The sequence below is a fragment of the Opitutus sp. GAS368 genome (assembly GCF_900104925.1).
Taxonomy (GTDB): Bacteria; Verrucomicrobiota; Verrucomicrobiia; order Opitutales; family Opitutaceae; genus Lacunisphaera.
The window spans coordinates 1003582-1020070 of sequence record NZ_LT629735.1; the positions used below are offsets into that span (position 1 = coordinate 1003582).

9 protein-coding genes are annotated in these 16489 nt (G+C 68.0%); 3 read left to right on the forward strand and 6 right to left on the reverse strand.

Translation table 11 applies throughout. The features are described from left to right. Positions 1-4 precede the first annotated feature (4 nt). The 6 genes from BLU29_RS04355 to BLU29_RS04375 form a co-directional block, all read right to left on the reverse strand. A complete protein-coding gene (locus tag BLU29_RS04355; RefSeq protein WP_157693614.1) occupies positions 5-1906 on the reverse strand; it encodes a ShlB/FhaC/HecB family hemolysin secretion/activation protein in 1902 nt (633 codons plus the stop codon). Between the two features lie 302 nt (positions 1907-2208). Next, the gene (locus tag BLU29_RS04360) at positions 2209-3285 is read right to left on the reverse strand and encodes a hypothetical protein (RefSeq protein ID WP_091055432.1); all 1077 of its coding nucleotides are present in this window, start codon (positions 3283-3285) and stop codon (positions 2209-2211) included. Between the two features lie 27 nt (positions 3286-3312). Continuing rightward, positions 3313-6792 (reverse strand): type VI secretion protein IcmF/TssM N-terminal domain-containing protein, encoded by a 3480-nt coding sequence (locus BLU29_RS04365; protein WP_091055434.1) that lies wholly within the window; start codon positions 6790-6792, stop codon positions 3313-3315. Between the two features lie 9 nt (positions 6793-6801). Next, positions 6802-7521, reverse strand: coding sequence for a DotU family type IV/VI secretion system protein (locus BLU29_RS17865; protein ID WP_157693615.1), 720 nt, complete (start codon positions 7519-7521; stop codon positions 6802-6804). 65 nt (positions 7522-7586) lie between these two features. Further along, entirely contained in the window at positions 7587-8519 is a 933-nt protein-coding gene (locus BLU29_RS17870) for a hypothetical protein (protein ID WP_157693616.1), read from the reverse strand. Between the two features lie 5 nt (positions 8520-8524). Beyond that, positions 8525-12781: a protein kinase family protein gene (locus BLU29_RS04375; RefSeq protein ID WP_091055435.1), complete on the reverse strand. Its 4257-nt coding sequence runs from the start codon at positions 12779-12781 to the stop codon at positions 8525-8527. Between the two features lie 269 nt (positions 12782-13050). On the opposite strand from BLU29_RS04375, the gene BLU29_RS04380 reads away from it, so the two are divergent. The 3 genes from BLU29_RS04380 (at position 13051) to BLU29_RS04390 (ending at position 16488) form a co-directional block, all read left to right on the forward strand. Then, positions 13051-13692 carry an aquaporin gene (locus tag BLU29_RS04380; protein ID WP_091055437.1) on the forward strand — a complete coding sequence of 214 codons (642 nt, stop codon included), beginning with the start codon at positions 13051-13053 and terminating at the stop codon, positions 13690-13692. A gap of 59 nt (positions 13693-13751) precedes the next feature. Next, positions 13752-15209 (forward strand): PilT/PilU family type 4a pilus ATPase, encoded by a 1458-nt coding sequence (locus tag BLU29_RS04385; RefSeq protein WP_091055438.1) that lies wholly within the window; start codon positions 13752-13754, stop codon positions 15207-15209. Between the two features lie 202 nt (positions 15210-15411). Continuing rightward, the gene (locus BLU29_RS04390; protein WP_091055440.1) at positions 15412-16488 is read left to right on the forward strand and encodes a PilT/PilU family type 4a pilus ATPase; all 1077 of its coding nucleotides are present in this window, start codon (positions 15412-15414) and stop codon (positions 16486-16488) included. Position 16489 lies beyond the last annotated feature (1 nt).

A 16489-nucleotide genomic window follows, 5' to 3' on the forward strand; every position in this document is an offset into this window, starting at 1 on the left:
CGGGTTACCAGCTGAAGCTGGATGAAAAGTAGTAGTGCACTTCGCCCGCGGGCACGACGATCTGTTTGCCCGGATCAAGCGTGGTATCCTTCAGTTGGGTCAGCGCCACGCCGACGTCGCAGCGCAGGGTGAAATTCTGCCGAAGGTTGAGCTCCAGGCCGCCGCCGGTGCCGGCAATGGACAAGGTGCGGTCCACAAGCCCCAGGTCATCGATTGTCTGCCCCGTCTCCAGCGGGAGGTGCGTGACCTGACGATAGGCGTAGTCGAAGAAAGCCCGGGCGACGAGATCCCAATCCGGATTCTGCTGCGCCTTCGCCGGGCGCCATTGGAACGGCCACTGCTCGCGCAGGAACTTGCCAGCCGGACCGGGCTTGAGGACATGCGGAAAGTGGAATGCATACTCGACCGACGCCGAGGCGAACTCGTCGGCGGAGAGGACCGATTCGGGATAACCGCGCACCGAGAAGGCCCCGCCGATCGGTTCCTCCTCATGAGGAATCAGGCGGTGACCTTGAAGCAGCTTGCGGCCGCTCAGCCGGAAGGAAACCTGGTTGGCGAGATACGGTGCCGGCGTGGCGCCCCGGAACAGCTGATCGAGGTAGAGCGAACCCGAGAGACCGTAACGCAACGAAGCCCACTTGGCGTCGGCGCCCGCCCGGCCGAGGGAGGGAATGCCATTGGTCGTGTTCAGATTGGCGAAATTGCCGACAGTCTGGTCATAACGGAGATTGCCGGACAACGACCACCAGCCGGCGTCGCGAGCAAGGGTCTCCGAGAAAAACGGCACGAGAAAATTGGAATAGCCCGTCACCAAGGGGGTCGTGACGATCCGGCTTTGGATGCCGTAGTGGCTGTAGTTGGCGCCGAGGGCGGACACGAGATCCCAATTACGCGGCAGGGTCAGGCGGTTGCTGAACTCCACCCCCGCGAGCCAGTTTTTGCCGGCATAACGGAGCGTATCAATCGTCAGGTCGTTGGCGAGGAAGTCGCCATAAGAGCCGTAAACGCGCACGAGCAGCTTGGCCGGCCGGAACACGGGGATGCGGTAGGAAAGGAACGAGCCATAGGTCTTGAGATCCGGCGTGCTGATCGCGTCGATGTTGAGAATGTCGTCGTGATTCGTGAGCTGGTTGTCCTGGAACCCGAGGCGGCCGCGCCACAGTCCGGTGGCCTGCGTGCCAAAATTGGTCACCTGGCCGAAGATCTGCCAGGGCTTCGATTCGTTCACCAGGTAGTCGAGCACCACCTTGCCCGGGTCACCCGCCGAGGCGATGGAGGCTTCCACGAGCCGCCCCGGGTGCAGGCTCAGGCCATGCAGGTAGTCGTCGAGCACGGCCTGGCGGAAGAGACTGCCCGGCTGACCCGGACCCGCCGGCGCACGCAGCGGCGAGTGGGCGATGATGCCGCGATGCTTGCGGTTGTTGACGGAGAACTGCGGCTTGAAGCGCTTGCCGCGGGCCAGCGTGCGCACCTCGGCGACCTGGCTGGCCCAGATGACCAGGTGGCCCGTGTGATCATCCGCGCCGCGCCGGTCGGTGACGCCGGCGCTGCCGGCCTCCAGATCCAGGAAAGACACCCACACGCCGTAGAGGCCGCGGGCGTTATACCAACGCACCAGTTCCTGCGCCACGAGGCGAAGCGCGTCGCCGTCAAACCGGCTACCGGCCGGGATGCTGCCGAGCGTCAGGATTTCCCCGGCGGCCGTGCCGGACGGCGGGCGCCAGACCCCGTCTTCGCGGGCCAGCCGGACCGACACCTCGTTGAGCAGCTCCGCCGGCGGCAGTTCCGGATGCGCCAGGCCGTAACGAAAATCAAAATGCTCGACGACCACGCCGGGATCCAACGGAGCGGCCGGAGCGGCCGCAGCCGCCGGGGCGGTCGCGTCCTGCGCGGACACCGCAATCACGGAGCCACAAAACAAGGCGAGCCGGACGCTTTTAGCCAACGGCACATCAATGCACCGCCATAGGCGGTGTAAGCGCTGCCATGCGGCCATCACACCGCGACACTTGAAGCCTGTAATCACGCTAGATCTCCCCCACTGTCGGGGGGTCAAGAAATCTGCAAATTGCCCTAGCCGTCAACCAGTTAATGCAACCGTCCGGCAAGGGGGGCCTACCTCCGTCTGCTCCGCCCCATCGTGTTGCCCATCAACATCCCGGGCCGGCCCCCTCCCGGCCCCTCGTTTTCGCCCAATCCGGGGCGCGATCAAGAAGAGAACAGGCGGCTGAAAAACCCCGGCCGCGAGCCAGGGCGGAAGCGCACCAGCCACTTGGCCGCCGCATCGCGATTGGCCGCGGCGGACTGGCCGTTCAGGCAGGAAGTTTCAGGCAGCCGGCCGCGCGCCACACTGGCCGCCAGGCTGGCGTCCTCGGCCGAACTTTCCGGCGCAAATTCATACGGGATGTCGGTCACCACCGGCACCTCGGTGGGCCGCGCGCGCAGGAGGAAAAAATCCTCCGCGGCCGGCTCGCCCACGATGACATCCAGCCAGTTCCCGTCCGTGGGCAGCAGGCCGAAGAAAGGCACCGCGGGATCCAGTTGCGTCGCGAGGAACGACAGCCATGCGTTCAACGACTCGGCCGGGGTGGCGCCGGGGATCTGCGGCAACCGCACGGCGCGGGCCAGCGACTGCTTCTCGCCCTTGCACCACTCAAGGCTGCCGGGAGTGAAGAGCGTGAAATTCCGGCGGAGGTGGTGCAGCACGCGCCGCAAGGCCGCCGGCTCCTTGCCGAGATAAGCGGCCCACGCCGCGACGCCCGGACCGGGCTCGGAAGCGACATGCTCGCCCGCGGGCTGCCGGGCCTGCAGCGCCTGCTCCACGCCCTTGATCTGGGCGATCACGACGCCGGACGAGGTCGTGTTGCGGCACTTGGCCTTCACGTCCTCCAACCCCGGCAGGAGCTCAGCCGCCAGCCAGCTGAACGACCGGGTCACGCAATGCGCGACGATGATCATCGGATAGAGCGCCCGGCCCTTGCCGTCCTGCGACGACCAGATGAGCCCCGTGAGGCTTTCGTTCATGCGGCGCCAGTGGATCACATGCTGAAAGCCGGGCGTCACGTTGGCGGCGCCGGCCTTCTCCCAGGCGGCGTGCTCGATCTGGTGGGCGATGCCGCCGTAGAGGATGCTGCGCGCCTCGACCATCGAGGCCGTGACCAGCCCGATGTCATCCAGGTGATCGTTCCAGCCGGGGTGCTTGCCGAAAGCCCCGAGAAAGACCCGGGGCGCATCGGGCACGCCCTTCCAATCCTCGTTCAGGAAAAATTTGGCGAAATTGTTCATGGCCGGCACGGGGAAAAGGCCACGGGTTTACCGCGCATTCACCGGCCATTGGTCCACCGGTGGCAGGGGACGCTCGAAGGTGATGGTCACCGCCAGCACGAGATCCGTGCCCTTGTTGTTCAGGTGGATGATCGCGTCCCAATCCTTGCCCTCCGCGCGCCGCACGGCGCCCGACTGCAACAGGCGTAGCGCACCCCACCCGGCGCCGGGCTCCACCGCGGCATCCGCCACCGACTTTGGGCCGGCCGTGGTGAAGAACTCGAGCTTGGGCAGCGGCGCGGCCGTGTTGGACTTGGCCAGCACCACGCTCTCGGGCAGGCCGGACAGCGGGTAGCCGCGGTCCCCCACCCGGATCGACTTGAGGGCGCGCGTGATCGCCTGCTTGGCGCCGGCCGACCCCAGCGCCTTCTGGACGATGGAATCCTGGTCCTGGTCGCTCGGGAGCACCAGCGTCACCGCCGCCGGCGTGCCGTCGGCCCCGGCCAGCTGCGCGGCAAACGCCGCCATCTGGCCCAGGCGCTTGAACCGGCCTTCCAAGGCGCGCGACACGCCGGCGGGCAGGCCGGCCGTGGCATCGGCGCGGACCCTGGCCAGCAGGGCGACGGTCGCCTTCAGCTGGTCGGGCGTGAGCGCCGGGCCGGAGCCCAGCGGGTAGCCGAGTGTATCGGGGAAGGTCTTGTCGAACTCGCTCCGGTAGGCGTCGATGGTGGCCGCCACTCCCTGGCCCGCCGCCACTTCCTGCAGCGTGCGCAGGCCCGCGAGGAATTCCTGGCGCATGGCCCCGGTGTATTTGCCGCTGCGTTCCTTGACGGCGGCGAGCGTCGCGCCCTGCTGCGTGATCGCCTCGTTCAGCTTGCCCAGCAACGAACCGACGTCGGCCGGCGCCATGATCTGGAGGACGTCCGTGTAGGCCGTGGCGCGCACCAGGTAGGCGGCCGTGCCGTTTTCCGACATCAGCGTGGCGACATCCAGATCCGCCAGCTGCGCCTCGTCGGAGGCGGACATGAGCTGCGAGAGTTGCGTCGACACCTGGGTGTCCAGGCTGCCGAGCCGGCGCTCGAGATCGCGATAGAGGGTGAACTCCGCGGCGGCGCCCTTGGCGGACTGCGCGGCATCCGCCGCGGCCTTCTGCTTGAGGAGCGCGGCGCGGATGAGCGCCGAGGCCTGGCCGGTCTCGCTCTTCATGCGCTCGACCGTGGTCCGGTAGGCCGCGTCCAGCGTCACGTTGTCGCCGGTCACGCCGGTCTTGGCCTTGAGCTCGGCGACCAGCTTGTCCACGGCGATGCGGCGGGTGGAGAGATCGCTCCAGGCGGAGAGCACGTTTTCCGACCAGGTGGAGTTCCGCGGCTGGGCGGACACGGCCCGCAGGAACGCCTTCTCGGCGTCGGTGTAGCGCACGAGCGTGAGCCGGCCGCTCTGGATGGTCTGGATCGCGTCGCGCTGCACGCCCTGGGCCGCCTGCATGGCCTTGTCGAGCGCGTCCCAGCCGCGGACGATGGGCTGGTTGTCGCGCAGGCTGGCGCCGCGCGAGAGCCAGGCGGCGGGCCACTGGCCTTTCCCGGCGCCGCGCAGGTAGGTCCACTCGTGGATCTGCATCAGCTTGGTGAGCGTCTCCTGGCCGTCGGCCGCGCCCTTGAGCGAGGGCCCGAGGAGCGGGTTGTAGAAATCCTCCGCGGCATAATCGGTGTCGTAGCCCGGCAGGCCCTTGAGGTTGATCGCCCCCTCCAGGCGGATGAGCGCGGCGAGCCGCTCGGAGTCGGCCGCGCTCCAGCCGTTGGAATTGATCAGGCGGTCGCGGTTGGCCTCGACGACCGGTGCGATGACGCTGGACTCGAAGAGCACGCGCTGCGCCTCGCGCCGGCTGGGGTTGGCCTTCATCGCGAGCGACTCGATGGGCTTGAAAATCGCGGGGATCCTGAGGTCGGCGCTGACGAGCTGCTGCAGTTTCTCATGATACTGCATGATCGGCAGCTCCGAGTTGACCTCGAGCTGCACGACATCGTTGCCGGTGTATTCGAGGCGGCCGTTGACGATGGGCCGCCACTTGGCGCCGGACCAGTTCTCGGCCTTGGCGCCGGCGCGCCAGTAGGCGAGCTCGCTGCCGACGCTGGACTTGAGCGCCTTGTAGCCGAACCAGCTCACGGCGAGCACGGCGATCGTGCCGGCGGCCACCACGCCGCCGAGCATCCGCTGGCGGTTCTTGAGCAGCTGCGTCGTGTTGGTCGCGCGCGTGACCAGGCCCTTTTCCTTGAAAACCTTCTGGAGGAACAGGTCCTTGAGGAAATACGACCGCTCGCGCTCCCAGGCCTTGCTCGCGGGCAGCTGGTCCTCGCTGAGGCCCAGCGCCGCCGCCAGCTCGGTGTCGAGCTCCTTGCCCTCGGTGAGGGCGGAGGTGAAGTAGATGCCGCGCAGAAAGAGCGGCTTCGCCGCCTGGGCGCTCGTGCCGAAGATGGTCTCGAGGTATTTGCGCAGCCGCGGCGCGAGTGCGCCGATGCTGGCGGAAAGCGCGAAGAGCGCGTCGACCTCGTCCGCGCGGCGCTTGCCGGCGTCGGTGGGCATCGGGTCCTTGAGCATGCCGAGCCGGCGGCGGCCGATGCGCTGCACGACCTCGGCCAGGTGGCGGTTCACCGCCTCCAGCTGGAACGGCGTGTCGAGCGGCGCGGGGTTCGACCAGCCGGTCATCTGGTCCTGGAGCTGCGGGTCCTTGACGCCGCTGAAGAATTCGCGGAAGCCGACGATCTTGTCGCACTTGGTGATCAGCACGAAGACCGGGAAGCGGACGTCGAGCGTGCGCTGGATCACGTCCAGCTGGCGGGCGATCTTGCCGGCCTTGGACGCGATGTCCTCCATCGAGTCCTTGATCAGGCTTTCCGAGGGGATGACCAGCAGCAGGCCGTTGATGGGGCAGTTGGGCCGGGTCTTGCGCAGCAGGTTGAGGAATTCGGTCCACTCGGAGGTGGAGCCCGGGGGCGCCTCCTGGAAGAGGAGCTTGCCGGCGGTGTCGATGAGCACGGCGTAGTTGGTGAACCACCAGTGCATGTTGATGGTGCCGCCCGCGCCCTGCATCTCGTCCTGCAGCCCCGGCGGGAAGCCGACCTTGCAGCGGCGCACGGCCTCGGTCTTGCCCGAGCCCGGCTCGCCGCAGACGATATACCACGGCAGTGAGTAGAGGTCCTTGCCCACCGCCTCGAACTTCTCGATGCCGCGGGCGAAATTCTCCCGCAGGCGGTCGAGGGTGGCGAGCAACGCCGGGTCATGGATGGCGGACGGCGCCCCGGACGAGTGGGCGGCGAGCTGGCTGCTCAGGGCGCGGCTGCGCTTTTTGCCGCTCAGCTTCTGATACATCGACCAGAGCACCATGGCCCCGGCGATGACGCCGAGGCCGACGGCGGCGACCAGCACGGCCTGCTTGCCGATGATGGCCGTGACCGCGAGCACGGCGATGCCGGCCAGGGCCGCCATCACCAGCTTCATGTTTTTCGGAATCTGTGAGAATTGGTCGAGCATGGCGCCAGGTCAGGGTTGGGAGGTGGTTTTGGCGGGGTCGTGCGCGATGATCGTCTCGAGCGCCTGGTTCAGTTCCGTGGAAGCACTGCGGAAGGTGAAGATGTTGACGGCGACGACCACGAGCAGCAGGCCGGAAAGGACGATGAGCAGCGGCACGAGGCTGGCCGCCATCGGCATCGGCAGGTTGGCCAGGTTGGTGCTCTGGTAGGAGGCGGGGGTGATGAAGGCCGACTCGTCGGCGTCAACATGGGCCTTCACGCGCGGGCCGATCTCCTGCATCTTCTTCCGCAGAAACTCGGGCGAGCCGCCGGCACCGCCCGTGAAGCCCAGGCCGATGCAGATGTAGAAGATGGCCAGGCGCTCGTCGGCGGCGGGGCCCGTCTCGGCCAGCGTCTCGTCGAGCAACTGGAAGAACTTCTCGTCGCCCGCCCGTTCGTTGCGGCCGAAGGCGAGCCGGTTGTTGTTCCACTTCGAGGCGAAGGGCAGCGCGCTCTCCGCGATCATCGCGTCGGTGAAGAAGACCAGCGGGAGCTCGACCTTGCGGTATTGCTCGCCCAGGGCGATGTCGCCGCGGGCGATGCGGGCCAGCACCTCGAACTGTTCCTCGATCTCGGTGCGGGTCTGGGCGTAGTCGATGGTCGATCCCCGCTGGATGCGACCGATGCGGTTGAGGCGGCAAACCGCCTGGAAGAGCGGCTCACAATGGGTGATGAGACTGGCGGACGACACAGCGAATGGGGGTTGAAGTGGTGGGAGTTGAAAATCAGCCGGGCGCCGGTCCGGGGCGGCGCGGCTCAGTCGCGCGGCTGGGAGCCGCGCATGAGGTCTTCCGCGTATTTCACCACCGCGGCCTGGACGTCGTCCTCGATCACGGTCTCGGTGATCTCGGCCGCCAGCTCGGTGTGTTTCTTCCAAAATTGGGCGTCGTTCTTGCCGCCGCCTTCGGCGCGCACGAGCTCGCGGACGGCATCCGGCGTGTAGCGCTGCTGGTAGCGCCGGGCGAAGTTCTTCCCGGCCGGCCCCAAGCCCGCAAGCAGCCCGGCGATCAGCTGGCGGCTCGCCTCGAGTTGCTTCTGCACCTGGGCGAGGGTCGTGGCGGACTCGGCGTCGCCCGAGAGCGACCGGCGCGTCACGGTCCGCAGGTCGCCCTGCGCGACGTCGCGCCGGATGGGCGACTTGGGCGCGGCATTGCGCCAGACATTCCAAGCCAGCTGGTCGAGCGCCAGCATCGCCTCGGCATAGGCCGCGAAAAGCTTGGCCAGCTGCGGGCCGTTGATCGGGTCCTCCGCGTCGAGCTTGAGCTTGGTCCGCACCGCCACCAAGGCCTCGCCCTCGATGGGCTGGTTGGAGGGGAGGACCAGGCCGAGCGCGGCAAGCTGCTGCTTCACCTTCTCACGCTGCTCGCCGGCCAGCGACGGCACCAGTTGCAGGAAGGACTTGATGACCTCGTCCGGGGTCTGGCGCGCGCCGGCGGCGGGCGCGATCGCCGTGGCGGCCGCCAGCTCCCATTCCGGGAACGCCGAGGCCAGCGCATAAAGGTGCGAACCGCGCTTTTCCAACGGGAGCTCCTGCAGGGCCCGGCGCAATTCCTCCTCCAAAAGGGCCTGGCGGTTCTCGGGGGTCGCCTCCGGCAGGTTGCCCTGCAGATATTTCAGACGCGTGACCAGGGACGCGGCCCAGGCCGCGGGCTTGGCATTTGCCACGTCGATGGGAGAATCAGGCGGCACGGGGGTCACCATGTCAGAAATCCCTGTTGGCGCACAAGCACTAACAGCTTGTAGCGCTCCTTGAAACCCGGCGGCGCGTCGAAGGCCGGCCGGATGCCGACATCGCTGAAGCCCTCGGTCACGCGCTTGGCCCCGATCAGGCCGGCGGCCTCGACTTTCTGCGGTTGCGTGAAGTCGAGGGCGGGCGGCGAGAGCACCGAGCCGCCGGCGGCATAATACTGCCGGGTGGTTTCATCATAGAGGTAGATCGAGACGTTGCCGGTCAGGTTGACAAAGCCGCCGGCCGCCGCGCCCTCGTCGACCGGCGAGAACCACAGCTTGGTGCCCTCGGCCCCCGGGGCCGCCGCCCCGTCATCCACATATTTCCGGCGCAAGGTGGTGCCGGGGTTCAGCACCAAAGGCAGGAACGCGCCCTCGTTCGGCCGCCAGGGGATGGTCTGGCCGGCCACATTGTAATCCCGGAGGTAATTGAACAGGCGCTGGAAGGCCGGGCCGCGGAAATTCCCGGCGGCGGGCGCCCCCACGACTTTCAGGACCGCCTGCCACTCCCGGACGGTCGGCAACCGCGCGCCCAGGATTTTTTCCACCAGAATCCTGGCGGCATCCGGCGGCACCAGCTGGAGCGGGCTGCGCCAGGTCGGCTTCTCCGCCACCGCCTCCTCGAGTTCCTTGTGCTGGTTCCGCAGGTCCTGGTCGTCGAGCAGGCCTTTCACGGCAGCGGTCGTGTAGATGAACCAGCTGGGGTTGAGCTCGAAGCCGTCGTATCGGCCGTTGTCGTCAACCCGCGGGCGCCAGGCCACCGGCTTGTTGTAAGGCTTGTCGTAGGATTCGGCGCGCGCCCACAGCGGCAGCTCCGCCATCACCGCCGCGGTCTCCTCTGGTTTCCGCGTGGCGAGCAGGTCGAGGAACTCGCCCACGGCGAGCTCGCGCCGCGCCAGATAGAAGGGCGGCGTGTCATCGGGCGGTTGCACGATGGCGAAATCCAGCTTCACGGTCTTCCCGCCGGCCTTCCACGTGGCGGTGAGGCCCAGGCCCGCGTCCGTCAGCTCCTCCGTCCAGCCGGCCAGCCGGGGCGAGGGCGTCGGCTTGCGGTTCGGGTCGACGATGAGCTCGATGTCGGCGAGCGTCTTCACGAAGGTCCCCACGGCCGGCTGGGCGACCACGTCGGTGATCGCGCGGACCGCCGCGACAAAGTCATCGCGCCGCTTGCGCAGCGGGGCGAGGTCCACTTCGGCCCAGTCGGCGCGCTTCAGTTGCCAGAGTTTGAGATTATACAGGGCCGGCGCCTCGAGATCGCTCTCGGCGATGTTGTAACGGGGCATCCGCTCGAAGACGGCCGACATCTTCGCGACGTCGCCGGCGGAGTTGCGGGCGGCATGGTTCCAGCGCACGCGCGTCTCGCGCGCGAGTTCGTCGGTCAGGCTGCCCTTCCGGGCTTCGTCCTTCACATCGCGGCCGACGATCTCGCGCAGCGCCGCCACGACGGCGCCGTCGAGATCGAGATCATCGGGGCCCGCCGGCCAGCCCGCCAGCGTGCCGAGCCGCCGCCAGGCCGTGAGCTTGCGCGAGAGTCCGCCGCTTTGGGCCGCCGCGGCCAAGGCGGCGCGATCGGTGCTGCCCGTCAGCGTGCCGAGCAATCTGGCCTCCGTGTTCCACTCCGCCGGCCGGCCCGTGAGGGCGTCCAGTCCGGGGCGCTTCGCGAGCCGGTCGGACACGTCGCTCACGCCCTCGGCCCAGCTGAAGCCGCCGGCGAGCAGCCCGCTCAGGCGGTCGAGGTCGGCGCCGAAGGCCGGCAGGTCGGCCAGCCATTGGCGGTGGTCCTCGATCGGTTTACGCACGGTGGCGCCGGCCTTGGTCCAGGGCGTTGCCGGCAGTGCGGCCTTCCAATCGGCGGCGCCGGCCACGGCGGTCGCCGTCTGCTCGCGCCGCGCGGCTTCGAGCGTGTGCAGCGCCTCCGCGGTATCGGCGGAGAGCGCGGCCAGATCCGGCACGACCAGCGCGCCCAAGCCTTCGGCGCCTTCGAGTCCGTCGATCCACTCCCGCACCTGGCGCTCCTGCGCGCGCAGGTCGCGGAACCGCTGGCGATTGGCGGGGTTGCCGCGGCCATCAAGCACCGCCGCCGTCACCCCGTTCAGGGTCGCCTGCCAGGCGGCCCAGCGTTGCTTCGTCTCGATGAATTTGCCGTAGGCCTGGTGGACCTTGTCCAGCCAGATCTGCGGGTTCAGCAGGGCGACCGTGGCGGCCACGCGCTGTTCGAGCAGCTGCAACCGCCCGGCCATCTGGTTGGTTTCCTCCGCGATGGCCGGCAGGTCGATGCGCACGATTTGCCTGGCGCGCAGGGCCGCCAGCTCCGCCTGCCGCTTCTGATACTCGCCGTCAAAATCCGCCTTGCTCAGCGTCGCCAGCCCACCCGGCTCCGCCGCCGGTGCGTCGGCCTCCAGGTCGCCGGCCGCCGTTTTGAGCTGCGCCACGCTCGCGTTGAGCGCCGGCACCTGCCGCGGATCGTCCCCGGCGAGGACCTTCGAGAACAAGGCCAGTTGTTCTTCCCAACGCGGGAAGTCCGCCGCCGTCACGTCCGCCGTCTCCTTCAGCAGCAAAGATTCCTTCAGGAAGCGTTCGCGCACCACCTGCGGATCGAGGAAGCGCTGCCGGTGCGCGTGCAGTTCGGCGAGCGGATCGGCGAGCGAGTCGGCGAAGTCGCCGAGCGACGGGCGGTCCACCAGGCGCGCGAGGATCACGGTGGGCATCGCCTGCTGGACCCGGTCGTTGCTGGTCTCCATGTCGTTCTTGACGCGCGACAGGTCGCTCCACCGGCTGGCGAGCAGCAGCGTGCCCGTGTCGTCGAGCGAGATATCGTTGAAAAGTTTCAGCGTGCGGACGGAATCCAGCTTGTAGCCGGGACCGGGCTTCGGCGCCAGCTTCGGCCCCAGGGCCGCCGCGGCGCGGGTGAAGCCGCGGGCCTCGATCCGGGTCAGCAGCTCGCGCATCTCGTCCCACCGCTGCCAGCGTTCCAGTTGGGCGGACAGCGGCTGCACGCCCTGGACCGTCGTTCCATCCTCCGGCATGACGCCGCCGTTGTAGGCGATCGCAATGCGTTCCTGGGCCGACACGAGCAGCAAGGCCTGGTAGAGCGCGGGCGCCTGGGCATCGGCCAGCACGCTCATGCGTTTTTCCCCGGCGGCTTCGGGCACCAGGACCCCGGGTTGGAGACGATTGGCCTCGGCGACAAATTTCTGGAGTGCGATCTTCAGCGGGTCGTTCGGGCCGGACCACAGCGCGTCGGTCCGCAGCAGGCGGCTGGCGTTGCTTTGCAGGTCGCCGAGCCAGGTGTCCCACGCCCGGCAGAGCGGGGCCCAGAACTCGGACGGCGTTTCGCGCCGCGTGCGCGGGTTGTGCACCGCTTCCGCCAGTTTCACGAGCTGGGCGGGCATGATTCCCGGGTCGCCGAAGCGCGCGAACGCCACGATGCCGCCGGCGGCCAGCACCATCACGCCGGTGCCGACGAGCAGGGCGGTGCGGGCCGGATTGGAATCCTTCGGGATCGCGCGGAGGCGTTTGCGCGCCTCGGCAATCGTCAGCTCGCCGGTGGCCGGCGACGGATCCAGCAGGAAGTTGACGTAGGCCAGCCAGACCTTGCCGGCCCGGCCCAGCGCCTTCCACTCGGGGGCGTCCTCGATCGGCCAGGCCGCCACTTCGCGGCGGCGCACGATCTGCGCGAGGATCGCGCCGACGGCCGCCAGGTCGTTCACCCGCGCCTTCTCGGCCTTGACCCCGAGTTGGAACCACGGGTCGCTGAGCACCACCGTCATGCCCTGCAGCGGGCCGGACCGGGTCACAAAAATATTCGCCGGCTTCAGCTTCCGGTGCGAACCGCCCGTCTGGGCGCCCCACTGCTCGAGAGCATTCAGCAGGCACTCCGCCACCGCGCGCAACAAGTCGCCCTTGGCCGCCAGCGTCGCGGCGAAGGGTTCCAGTGTGCGTTCCTGCCACGGCATGACGCAGTAAGCGCCCTCGTCACAGCGCCCGAAGGCCAGGATTTCCAGGACGGCGCCGTCTTTTTTCGCGGCCTTCTGCTGGCGCTCGGCGGCGAGCAGCCAGCCCTCCAGGGCGTAGAACCGGCGGATGCTGGTGGACTCCGGCGGATGGAAAATCTTCAGGGCAAAGCGCCCGGGCCCGCCGTTCGGGGCCGTCGCCTCATAGACGCTGGTGAACGGCCCGAGGGAGTGGGCCCGTTTGCGTTGATAGCCGCTGTAGTCGGACATGCGCGGAAGCGGTGGAGGAGCGGATCAAATCCGCTCGCGCCGGTCCGTTGGCGCGCCCAAGCGACCAAACCCGGGACCGGTAGTGATGTGAATGAGGTGGGTCATGACAGAGGCGCCTTGTGAAATGCCCGAACGGGCGCCAGCAGAGCCACTTTTGCACCGGCAGGCAAGAACGGGTTCGCAAGCCGGCCCGCGACGCAATCGTGACAGTTTCCGGCTCGACCGGGCGCGGAGTCGCCGCTGGAATCCCGCCGCATCCACCCTGCCCCATGAAAAAATACCTCGTCGAGTTTATCGGCACCTTCTTCCTCGTCTTCACGATCGGCATGACGGTCGTCGCCCCCGGGGCCGGCAACCTGGCGCCCCTCGCCATCGGCTGCGCGTTGATGGTCATGGTCTATGCGGGCGGCCATGTTTCCGGCGCCCACTACAACCCCGCGGTCACGCTCGCCGTCTGGCTGCGCGGCAAGTGCGCGACCGCGGATGTCGGGCCTTACATCGCGGCGCAGCTCGCGGCCGCCACCGTGGCCGCCTTCGCCGTCAAGGCGCTCAAGACCGGCCTCGTCACCAAGGCCGCGGCGATGACCGGCGCGATGACTCCCGAGATCCTGCCGGCGCTGCTGGCGGAGTTCGTGTTCACCTTCGGCCTGGCGTGGGTCGTGCTCAACGTCGCCACCGCCAAGGGCACCAGCGGCAATTCCTTCTACGGCGCGGCCATCGGCCTGACCGTGACCGCCGGCGCGTTCGCCGTCGGCGGCATCTCCGGCGCGGTGTTCAACCCCGCCGTCGCCGTCGGCGCCTGCCTCCTGGGTCTCATCAGCTGGGGCAGCTTCTGGATCTACCTCGTCGCCTGCTTCGGCGGCGCGATCGCCGCGGCCGCCGCCTACAAAGCGGTCAACGGCGCCGAGTAAGCCGCAGTCGATTCTTGCAAAAAATCCCGGCGCGCAAAGCATCCGCGCATTCCTCCGGCATGAACAACGAGATCCTCTGGCTCATCCGCCTCGGCCTTGACGCCAGGTTGTTCGACCGCGAACAGGCCCTCGGCGTCATGCGGGCCGTCGGCAAGGCCGGCCAGCTGATGGACTTCGCCCAGAAGCTCATCGACGACGGCATCGTCACCGATGTCGAGAAGCTCGAGACCATCGCCGGCAACGCCATGGCCCGCGCCGCCGCCGGCCCGCCGCCGGGCAACCCGCTCCTCGACGAGAACCAGCCCGCGATGGAGGCCACGCCCGGCAAGGCGGCCACCCTGAAGGGCGAACTCAACGCCGCCGCGCCAAAATTCCCCTTCAAGGGGATCGCCTCGCTCGACGACCCGGCCCTGGCCGCCGCCCTGCGCCAGCTGCTCATCGACACCGGCAGGTTCGGCGCCAGCGACCTCCACCTCTCCGCCGGCTCGCGACCCTTCATCCGCAAGCACCGCGCCCTCGCGTCCATCACCGACCACACCCTGACCGAGCAGGAGGCGCTGCGCCTCAACACCGTCCTGCTCGCCGAGCACCAGAAGAACGTCTTCCTCGAGCGCCGCGACTACGACCTCGCCCTCGCGCTGGGCCCGGAGAACCGCTACCGCGTCAACCTCATGTTCCACAAGTGGGGCGCATCGGGCTCCTACCGCATGGTGCCCGCCGGCATCCCCAAGCTGGACGACCTCGGCCTGCGCAATCTCGCCGCCATCCGCAAACTCCTCTCCTACCACAACGGCCTCATCCTGATCACCGGCCCCGTCGGCGCCGGCAAGACCACCACCCTCGCCGCCATGGTCGCCGAGCTCAACGAGCAGCGCTCGGACCACATCATCACCGTCGAGGATCCGATCGAGGTCGTGCAGACGCCCAAGGGCTGCAACGTCACCCAGCGCGAGGTCGGCCCGCACACCAAATCCTTCTTCACCGCGCTCAAGGGGGCCCTCCGCGAGGATCCCGATGTCATCGTCATCGGCGAGCTCCGCGACCTCGAGACCATCGAGATGGCCATCAGCGCCTCCGAGACCGGGCACCTTGTCATCGGCACGATGCACACGAGCGACGCGGCCACGACGCTGAACCGCCTGCTCGATGTCTTCCCGCCCGCGCAACAGACCCAGATCCGCGCCAGCGTGGCCGAGAGCCTCCGCGGCGTCGTCTGCCAGCGCCTGCTCCCGTCCACCGAAGGCGGCCTCGTCGTCGCCTGCGAGATCATGATCTCGATCACCGCGATCCAGGCCCTGATCCGCGACGGCAAGACCGCCGGCCTGCGCAACGTCATGGAGACCGGCGTCAAGGAGGGCATGTGCGTCATGGAGAACGTCGTCCTCGAGCTCTATAACCAGAAAAAGATCAGCAAGGAGACCGCCCTCCTCAACGTCTCCACCCGCAACGTCCGTCAGAAGATCGAACCCTCCGCCTCCACCGCGGCCCCGATGGGCGCCTCCGCCGCAAAGAAATAAGCCCGAGGTTTATGGCCACAAAAAATCACAAAAGAGCTTTCCCGCCGGCTGACGCTTGCGTCGCGCCTATAGGCGCACGGGAGATCCACGCCGAAGCTTTGGATGATTTTTGCGCCTTTTTGTGGCCAAAAACTCCGGGGTTCGAGGATTCGGCTTCGCACCCCTTCGCACCCTTCGTGGTTAATCCGCCGGTTTTTTGACCATGGCCGCCATCGACTCCCTCCTCAAGACCATGCTCGACAAGGGCGGCTCCGACCTGCACCTCACGGTCGGCCTGCCCCCGAAGTCCCGCATCTCCGGCTCGCTCCAGGTCATCGGCGACAAGCCGCTCACCGCGTCGGACATGGAGGCCCTCCTCAAGGAGATCACCCCCGAGAAACGCTGGAAGGATTTCCTCGAGAAGAAGGACCTCGACCTCGCCCACGAGGTTGCCGGCCTGGCGCGCTTCCGCGCCAACTTCCTCTACAACCACTGGGGCCAGGCCGCCGTCCTCCGCCAGATCCCGGCCAAGATCCTCTCGTTCGACCAGCTCAACCTCCCCGCGGCGCTGAAGAAGCTCTGCCACCTCGACCAGGGCCTCGTGGTCGTCACCGGCCCCACCGGCTCCGGCAAGTCCACCACGCTCGCGGCGATGATCGACTACATCAACGACAACCTCGCGAAGCACATCATCACCATCGAGGACCCGATCGAGTTCGTCCACCCCTGCAAGAAGTCCACCATCGTCCACCGCGAGGTCGGCGAGCACACCGAGACCTTCGGCGCCGCGCTCAAGGGCGCCATGCGCCACGACCCCGACATCGTGCTCCTCGGCGAAATGCGCGAGATGGAGACCATCAAGCTCGCCCTCTCCTGCGCCTCGATGGGCATGCTCGTCTTCGGCACGCTGCACACGAACAACGCGCCCAAGACCGTGGACCGCATCATCAACACCTTCCCCGCCGAGGAACAGAACCAGGTGCGCGTCATGCTCGCCGGCTGCCTGGCGGGCGTCGTCGCCCAGCTCCTCTGCAAGAAGGTGCCGAAGGGCCGCGTCGCCGTGCACGAGATCCTGCTCCAGCACGAGGCGCTGCCCAACACGATCCGCATGGGCCAGATCGCCAACATCCGCGGCATCATCGAGAGCGGCCGGGATGACGGCATGATCACGATGGACAACAGCCTCATGGACCGGGTGAAGGACGGCACGGTCGAGGCCAAGGAAGCCTACATGAAGGGCAGCAACAAGGCCCTCTTCGCCCCGCTGCTCAAGCCCGGCGACCTCGACGGCGGGCACTGAG